The 8403-nt window shown below is 65.9% G+C and carries 7 protein-coding genes; 2 read left to right on the top strand and 5 right to left on the bottom strand.

Features of this window, described 5'->3' with window-relative positions:
• Positions 1-158 precede the first annotated feature (158 nt).
• Together AC5LSR_RS11450 and AC5LSR_RS11445 are read left to right on the top strand one after the other, a co-directional pair.
• Positions 159-2228 (top strand): protein kinase domain-containing protein, encoded by a 2070-nt coding sequence (locus AC5LSR_RS11450; RefSeq protein WP_493468437.1) that lies wholly within the window; start codon positions 159-161, stop codon positions 2226-2228.
• Between the two features lie 80 nt (positions 2229-2308).
• The gene (locus AC5LSR_RS11445) at positions 2309-2560 is read left to right on the top strand and encodes a type II toxin-antitoxin system CcdA family antitoxin (RefSeq protein WP_250280540.1); all 252 of its coding nucleotides are present in this window, start codon (positions 2309-2311) and stop codon (positions 2558-2560) included.
• An 86-nt stretch (positions 2561-2646) separates the two neighbouring features.
• Here AC5LSR_RS11445 and AC5LSR_RS11440 read toward each other — a convergent pair whose 3' ends face one another.
• The 5 genes from AC5LSR_RS11440 to AC5LSR_RS11420 form a co-directional block, all read right to left on the bottom strand.
• Entirely contained in the window at positions 2647-3447 is an 801-nt protein-coding gene (locus AC5LSR_RS11440) for a TerD family protein (RefSeq protein WP_493468436.1), read from the bottom strand.
• A gap of 580 nt (positions 3448-4027) precedes the next feature.
• Entirely contained in the window at positions 4028-5698 is a 1671-nt protein-coding gene (locus tag AC5LSR_RS11435) for a TolB-like translocation protein (protein WP_250289698.1), read from the bottom strand.
• Positions 5699-5829: 131 nt separating this feature from the next.
• Positions 5830-6531 carry an RDD family protein gene (locus AC5LSR_RS11430; protein ID WP_250289697.1) on the bottom strand — a complete coding sequence of 234 codons (702 nt, stop codon included), beginning with the start codon at positions 6529-6531 and terminating at the stop codon, positions 5830-5832.
• Between the two features lie 106 nt (positions 6532-6637).
• Positions 6638-7498, bottom strand: coding sequence for a hypothetical protein (locus AC5LSR_RS11425; protein WP_250280549.1), 861 nt, complete (start codon positions 7496-7498; stop codon positions 6638-6640).
• Positions 7495-8403: NPCBM/NEW2 domain-containing protein (locus AC5LSR_RS11420; protein ID WP_493468435.1), on the bottom strand; the 909-nt coding region annotated here is incomplete at its 5' end. The genes AC5LSR_RS11420 and AC5LSR_RS11425, both read right to left, overlap by 4 nt.

The following is an 8403-nucleotide window of genomic DNA, read 5'->3' as shown; positions in this document are numbered from 1 at the left end:
GGGCCCCGCGGGCGACCCCGGCCTGAACCCACTCCGGCTGTCGGGCACCCGCCCGTCCGTCCGACCGTGAAACCGTGGACAACTGCCTATAGTGGACGACGTGGACCGCCGGTCACGGTGAGAATCCGCCAGATCATGGTCCGGGTGGGGGTCCAGCCATGCAGCCACTGAGATCGGACGATCCCACCCAGGTCGGCCCGTACAGGCTGGTAGGGCGGTTGGGTGCCGGCGGGATGGGCCGCGTCTACCTGGGTCGCTCACCGGCCGGCCGTGCCGTGGCGGTGAAGGTCGTCCGGCCCGAGCTCGCCGACGACCCGCAGTTCCGGGACAGGTTCGGCCGCGAGGTGCGGGCCGCTCGAGCCGTCAGCGGCGCGTACACGGCCGCGGTCATCGACGCCGACCCGGCCGCCGACCGTCCCTGGCTCGCCACCGCCTACGTGCCCGGGCTGTCCCTCGCCGAGACCATCCGCCGGACGGGCCCGCTCCCCCAGGAGGCGGTGCGCACGCTCGCCGCCGGGCTCGCCGAGGCGCTCGCCGCCGTGCACCGGGCCGGGCTCGTCCACCGGGACCTCAAACCGTCGAACGTGCTGCTGGCCACCGACGGCCCGCGGGTCATCGACTTCGGGATCTCCCGCGCGGCCGACGCCACCGGGCTCACCCTGACCGGTGGCGTGCTGGGTTCCCCCGGTTTCATGGCACCCGAGCAGATCACCGGCGGTGAGATCGGCCCGCCGTGTGACGTGTTCGCCCTCGGCGCGCTCATCGCCTTCGCCGCGACCGGCAGGGAGCCGTTCGGGACCGGCCCCACCCCGGCGCTGGTCTACCGACTGGTCCATGCTGAGCCGACCCTCGACGGCCTCGACGGCGACCTGCGCGAACTCGTCACCGTCTGCCTGGCGAAGGACCCCGCCGCCCGGCCGGCCCTGACGGACATGCTGGCTCGGCTCACCGGCCAGGATCAGGAAACGACCGTTCTGCGCCCCGGCCCCGGCTGGCTGCCACCGCCGGTGGCCGACGTGCTGAGCGCCCACACCGCGGCCACCGGCACGGACGACCAGCCGTCCGACGCCGACCAGCCGTCTCCCGCGGCACCTGTGCCGGTGCCGGTGCCGGTGACCCCGGCTCCGGTTCCGGCCGTATCCGGGACGGACGACGACGGGCCGCACGCACGTCCCGGCCCTGGTGACGTCAGGTCACCGGTCGACTTGGCCGGAGCTCTGGCCGAAGCGACCACGACCCGGAGCGAAGCGCTCACCGTCCGAGCCGAACCAGGTATCGCCCAGAGCGAAACATCCACCGCCCAGGGTGAAACTACTGCTGTCCAAGTCGAGCCGGCCCCCGCCCAGGCCGCAACGGCCACCCCTCAGAGCGAATCGGCCACTGCCCAGGTCGAGCCAGCCGCCCCTCAGGTCGCAGCGGCCATCACCCAAGCCGTGGCGCGTGAACCAGCCGCAGCGCCGCTGACGACGTCACGGGCCCGACGCCGGCGCGGGGCTCCGCTGGTGATCGGAGCCGTCGCGCTCGTCGTCACCATTGTCGCGATCGTCGTCGGCCTGGCCGCGACCACGAACGGGTCCGGCGGGCAGGGCGCGGCAGCCGGTGACGCACGGCTCGAAGCCACGGCGTCGCCCGCCGCGCGCCCCACCTCGACGAGCGCCGGCTCATCGCCGGACCCGTCAGCGACCACGTCCGCCGGCATGTCCACGGAGATCCCCGCGGCAGCGGCGACCGCGCCGGAGGCCCGGACCGGCGGCGGGCAGCCAGCCGCCGGCGGCGGAGCGGCAGCCGGCCGGCCCGCGGCGGCGGCGCCCGCTGCGGAGACCAACCGTGACTCCCCGGGCAACAACGCGCCACCGCCCGCCAGCCAGCCGCCGGCCGCTCAACCGCCAGCCACCCAGCCAGCGGCCAACCAGCCGCCGGCCGCCCACACGTTCAGCTTCACCGGGAACCTCACCCGGTACTCGTGCGCGGACGAGGGACGCCTGGTCTCCGCCCGCACCACGGACGGCGTCCTGGCCACGTTCAGCAACCAGAGCCCGGAAACCGTGCAGATCTACTGGCTCGACTTCAACGGCTCCCGAATGGCCGCGGCCTCGTTCCTGACACCGGGAAACTCCTATTCGAGCAACACCTACGTCAACCACCTGTGGCTCGTCGCCAACTCGAGCGGCCGCTGCCTGGCCATCTTCACCGCCGGCACCTCCGGCGGCCGAGTCACCGTTTACTAGAGCCGTCGAGCTGCTCCATCGTCAGGACGGAGCACAGGGCAACCACTCGGTACCCCACGCCGAGTGTGCATATTATGCGCATGGCAAGAGTGAACATTACCGTCTCCGATGAACTGATGGAGTCCGCCCGAGCCGCCGGCCTGAGCATCTCCCGCCTCGCCTCGGCGGCACTGGCCGAGGAACTGGACCGGCATGCCAAGATCGCCGAACTGGACGCCTACCTCAGCGAACTGGAGGCCGAACTCGGCCCCGTCCCAGCTCATGAGGCCGCCGCAGCCCGCGAGTGGGCCGATCGGATCCTGCCCGCCGCCTCGACAGCGCGCACGGCATAACCCTGACGAACCGCCCCGCGCAGTCCCTGTAACGATCAGTTGGATACCACGACCATCGAGATGGTTCGTGCTCAGGATTTTTCCATTTATTCCACTTCGATACCGTAGTCGCGCGCCAGGCCGGCAAGACCATCCGCCCAGCCCTGACCGACACCGCGAAGACGCCAGCCATTTGCGCGCCGGTAGACCTCGACAGCGACGATCGCGCTTTCTGTACTGAGCCCGGTCACCGGGAAGACAGCGAGCACCTCGCGATCCGCGACTGCCGCGATACGCAGATCAGTAACCGCGGCAAGAGCAGTCGCGCCGGAACAATCGAGGCTCGCCGTAAAAACCACCTGGCCGACCGATGCCGGAACACGAGGAAGATCAACGAAAATGCTGTCGGTCCAGGTACCATCGGCCTGCTGCGTCCGACCGGACATATGGACGGTTCCGGCGGCACCAGTCGGCTGGTTGTAGAAGACAGTTGCTTCCGGATCGAGCACGTGGGCGTCGGATCCGCACGGCAGAGCGCTGACATCGAGATCGTCGCTTGCTCCACCTTTCCGGAGAAGCGCCACCCGTATCGGAACGACCGGCAGTGGAACATTCGCTCCTCGGACAAGAACAGTCGCGCCGTCAAGCGGAGGAAAGTCGGCGTCTACCGTCTGCGGCCCACTACCGGCATCAGTATCAGGTTTCTGCCCCTGGAGCTGGAAGGCAATTTCTGGATCATGGTGCTGGAATTCCATGAGAAACTTGTCCAGGTAGTTACGGGAACTTCTTCCGCCCATGATCGTATGAGGTGAATACAGGACTACCTCGCGCCTGTCATCACGCTCCCAGGTGTACATGTGCAGGGTTGCCGATCCACCGTTGGTAGCCAGGAAAGTCGGGATGTGCACACCAACGGTGAAGGTCGGCTTGTCGTCATCGAGAACGCTGAAAGGCGAGTCGTCTCGTGGCGTGAAATACTCGAATGCAACATCACCATCGGTCTTGATGTGCCGAACCCTGCTTAACCATCCTCCCGGTCAGGCCCTGCGTTGCGTCGCCACGCCCCTTGAAGATCGCTCCGAATTCACGCTCGGTGAGCGTAGTCGAGAACTTGACGTGCATGGATCGCATTCAGACTCCACCGCCCTGTTTCAGCCAGCACTTCCTTTTTCGCCATCCATGCCGCTCCTACCCGCAGCTTTGCCGACGACCACGAGTAGGAGCGATACGATTACTTGTACTGATGCCACTGATCGTTCGAGTTCTCACAGACGTATCCGCTGCTGTTGCACCTGCTGCACTGCGTAGTCCATCCTCCACCGATGCCGTTGCACTTGGGGCAGCGAACAATCTTGACCTTCTTCTTGCACTTCTTGCACTGCACACCCGTCCGGTCACCCTGCCATCTCACAGCGAGATCTCCTTCACGACATGGTTGAGAGCTATTTGAAGAGAAGAACTGACGGAGCCACTAAAAACTGGTCTATATCAACGGTCACGATTCCACAGTCGCGGTCTTCTGCGAGATGAATTCGTGTCCGATGGCGTTTGCGGCTCAGGTACTGTCGCATGCAGCCTGCCGCTGATATCGCTCTCCATGGGCTCGCCCGCTCTCAGCCGCCCGAGGTCGGAGGAGAGGGCCAGCCAGCCGTCTCGGTCATCGCGCGGTGAACCTGTTCCGACATACATTACAAAGGTCCATGACTCGGGACCCTCGAGAGTATCCGCGAAGGACGGGTCGGCCTCAAGCGCGCCGGCGCAGAAACGGCGAATCTCCTCCGTCACCAGCATGGGCTCCGTACCGGACTTACTGATGGCATCGAACATGAGTTGAGCCGCGCAGGCATGTTGCTTCCGAAACATTTCGACCTGCGATCCGGCGAGCACAGGATTACCAAAAGCAGGCCGTGATCCCGCCTGCAGAGCCGCTGCAGGCTGAAATGTACCGTCGGACACGGTCTGGTCGACCCAGATGACCCGCGCACAGGAACGTTCGACGCCGCAGGAAAATCGTACCGGCAACACAAGCTCACATTCGGATGAGGCGAGATCCGCGACGAAGGGACGCTTCCCGCTCCCACGGCCTGCGTCAGCTGTCGGATCCATACCTACCGGGGCAAGAAAAGCCAGCCAACGTCCATCAGCAGACACACGAGGGCTTGCGACAAGCAAGCTGACTTTTGACTGCTGTCCCCGAATCCTGCACAATTCCTTGGCACGGCCCCGTTCGAGATCAACATCGAACACATCAGCTTCGGATTTCTGACCAGGCCCCGTAGCCACCAGATGGCCGGGACGCGTCGGCCACCATCCTGCGTCGACAATGTGCACACCGAACACGTCCTTACCGAGCGGAAAAATCATGCCGTCGGGGAGACGCACAAGAGCAGGTGGGTTGCTCCCGACCAGTAGCCAGGTGCCGTCCGGGCTGTACGCGAGCGGCGCCGCCTGCCAGTGGCTGCCGGCAGGATTGCCAGTGACCCAGCGCCATGTCCTGTGTGTCAGATCGTATTCCCACAGCGCGCAGTCGGGGCTGCCAGCCGGCCGAAACTCCAGGAACACCGCCCGTGAACCATCAGCTGTGATCGCTACCGAGAACGTCTCGAACATCGCTCGCTCAGGTCGGGGGCTGGCTCCGGCGAGTCCCGTATAAGGCTGTTCACGGGACAACAGGGCCACGCGTGACCACGGCGAACTATTTTCAAAAGCGACATGGGGAATATGAGCTTGGATGTAGTCACCACCAGCCGGAATACCGAGAGCTTCCGCCGTGTGCCTGCGAGCCAGCGCAACGGAACCGTTTGCGGCGTATGCAACGTCGTAGTCGACGAAGTTCCTGGGGGTGAGGGACCGGCCGTCCGTCCCGACGAGAACAGATCGACCACTGTAGCCACGTTCTGCGATCACGGCTGTCATACCGTCGTCCGGATCATCACTGATGAATCGCGGCTGTTCGACGATCGCAAGGGTCGAGCCGACAGCCTGCGAAGCTGGGCCGTTCGCCCTCGACCAGATTCTGCTGGTCCCACAACCGGCAGCCAGTGCGGCGTCGAGATCGACGATCGGAACAGCGGCACGAGCAGGTTCGCTCGTCTTCTTCCCTCTCGTCGGATGAGTATAATCTATTTTCTTGTTTAGGCGCGTGTATTCAATCGACACAGCCCCTCCTCCGATTTCACATGCCCTACCACGCTGTCCACGACACAGGAATCACCACCTATTTCCACCGACGGCGGGTACCTGCGACAGGAAGATCACAGGTGCATGCACATGTGACTGCCGGGCCGAAGTTATTCGGTTCTGATGACGAGTGATTTTATGATCTTGTCGGCGATGGTCTGCTTTTTTTCGTCCCAGAGGGGCAGCAGGTAACCGATGCAGAACAGCAGGCCGTCCAGGAAGTGGCAGATGCGGCGGACGATGGCCAGGCCGAAGCCGAGCGGCTGGCCATCGGCTTCCCGGATCAGTTTGATCTTCGCGACACGCTTGCCCGGCGTCTGGCCACGGGTGCCCTCGAAGTAGGACATGAGAAAAAAAGAGGCAATGCCGGCGACAAATCCGAGGATTATCAGCGCGCTCCCGGCGGAAGAGGAGGAGGAGCCATAGGAGTCGTAATCACCATAGGGGTCGTACGAGGATGCGATACTGCTCACCGCCATGCCGGCGCCGACGAAATACAGGATCGTGGGCACCAGACCGAAGACCAGCCAGTCCACGACGGCGCCCAGAACCCGCAGGCCCCAGTGCGCATAGTCCGTCCGCACCGGTGCGCCGTACCCGTAGGGCGGGTTCTGCCCCTGATAGCCCTGGTTGTACGGGTAGCCGTAACCGGGCGGCGGCCCCTGCGGCCAGCCATGGCCCGGCTGCGGCTCCTGCGGCGCATAGCCCGGCTGTGGTGCATATCCTGGCGACGGCCCCTGCGGTGGGCCATAACCCGGCTGTGCTTCTGGCTGCCCGCCGTACGGGCTGTTGGGATCGGGTGGATAGCTCATGTTTCTCCTTGACGGACGAGGGTCGGGACAGGTGGGCGGGGACACACGGGTTACGGGTGTGGATACGGATCGAAGCCGCGGCCGGAGCGGTTCCGGGCATGGCCGGCTACCGCTGTAGTTTCCGGGTCGGCCGGCTGTCGAGTTCGCGGAGCGCATCCATCAGCAGCCCGCGGTTCGCCAGGATGTACTCGATGAACTCAGGTGTCCCGCGCTCGCCCTGGAGGTCGACGCCGAGGCGGGCGGAGGCGTCCTTCCGTAGCCGGCCGAGCTGTTTCTCCAGCCATTTCCGCGACGCTTCCGTGAGCTCCCGGTCGAGCAGGAGCAGCGTCTGCGCGCCGCGTTCCCGGACACGAGGTGGCAGGCCGTGCAGTTCCGGATAGCAGTAGGCGGCGAGGGTCCGCCGGTCCCCGTGGCTCCACGCCGGTGCCCCGACACTGGACGTCGTCGGGGCACCGGTTTCCCAGAGGCCCGCCATGTTGGCGGCATGAACGGCCCCCGCTCCCGCGCCGGGCCCACCAATGACAAGGGTGAACCGATGCTCGATATCACCACCGGACGCGCGAATAGCGACCATCTGCCAGGTGCGGACGAGGACCTCGCCCGGACTGTCCTTGATGATCTCCCGATAGAGACCGGGCGCGGTCAGATAAATCTTGGTCTTGCCGGTGGCGTGGTTCGTCAGCGTCCATCGGCCGTCGGGTGCGGCGATCCGGCCCGCGAGACGCGGGACGGCCGGGTCCTGCGTGCCACTGTCGTCCACGAGTTTCACGGCGATGTCGACCCCGGCGGGAGCCCGGCCGAAACCGAAGGTCCGCCTGCCGGTGAGGACCCATCGGTCGTCGACGTGAAGGGTGTTCTCCCGAGGGTCGGTCTCCCGGTTCAGACCGGCGGCCCGGCGGTAGAACACGGCCAGGGCAGGAGCACCACCGCCGGCCGGGCCATCATGCCTTGGTTCGACGGACATCATGTCCCCGGCGTCGGGGTGGGCACCTCGCTCGGAACCCCCAGCAGCCGGGCATCCCCCCACACATTGTAATCACAGGATCCGTTCTTATTGCCGCTGACGAACGTCTGCGTGAGTTTGAGTCGGAGCACTCCGGTGAGATCGAGGCTGATGGGGACGGATTCACCGAAGCCGATATCCTTCCGATAGGCGGGCGAGCCGTCCACGAACACCTCGTACAGAATTCTTATCGAGCTGTCCCACGCGTCATCGGCAATACCTGCCGTGGCCTGAAACGTCCGATAGTGCCGTCCGAGATCGAACTCGAAACTCGACGAACGGCGAGTACACGTGTACAGCGAATGCGGATAGGTCTTCCCATTGACGGTTTTGGAGCCCGTGGAGGGGTCACCGGCGACGGCACGCACGTCGCTGAGATAGACCAGCGCGGGCTGGCGTGCCACGGTCAGCGTCACCTGCTGCCCGGCTTCCAGTCGGGTTCCCGCCGGGGGATCCTGGACCAGCACCGTGTTGTCGGTCGCGCTGGGGTCCAGCTTCTCCTTGACGACGACCTGGACGCCATTCTGGATCAGTGCCTGTCGGGCCTGTACAAGCGTGACGTTGACAACCGACGGCATCGGCCCGCCGGTGGGTGCCGCGGACGGCGTAGGGCTGGGGCTGGGGCTGGCGGAAGCCTGGGGCAGCGGAGCCGCGGAGACCGACGCGGGCCCCGGCCCCCTACCGGATATGACGGACCCGGCCGCGGGCTTGTCCGCGTCCCTGAGCCGGGGCAGCGCGACAGCGGCACCCGCCACGAGCATGATTGTCGCGGCCAGCGCGAGGGTGACCACGACACGCATCCTGACCCGCGGCTTCCGGCCAACGGGTGGCGGGGGCACGATCCCGGGCCCACCAGGCCCGAAGGGCCC

The organism is Protofrankia sp. CiP1_Cm_nod4 (assembly GCF_982290645.1).
Note: the sequence above shows the minus strand (reverse complement) of the source record. Positions and strands in the feature narration are given on the sequence as shown.

Excerpts from the sequence above, each read along its gene's own strand:
- AC5LSR_RS11425 (WP_250280549.1), bottom strand. The coding sequence starts at position 7,498 with ATGATGTCCGTCGAACCAAGGCATGATGGCCCGGCCGGCGGTGGTGCT.
- AC5LSR_RS11445 (WP_250280540.1), top strand. The coding sequence starts at position 2,309 with ATGGCAAGAGTGAACATTACCGTCTCCGATGAACTGATGGAGTCCGCC.
- AC5LSR_RS11450 (WP_493468437.1), top strand. The coding sequence starts at position 159 with ATGCAGCCACTGAGATCGGACGATCCCACCCAGGTCGGCCCGTACAGG.
- AC5LSR_RS11430 (WP_250289697.1), bottom strand. The coding sequence starts at position 6,531 with ATGAGCTATCCACCCGATCCCAACAGCCCGTACGGCGGGCAGCCAGAA.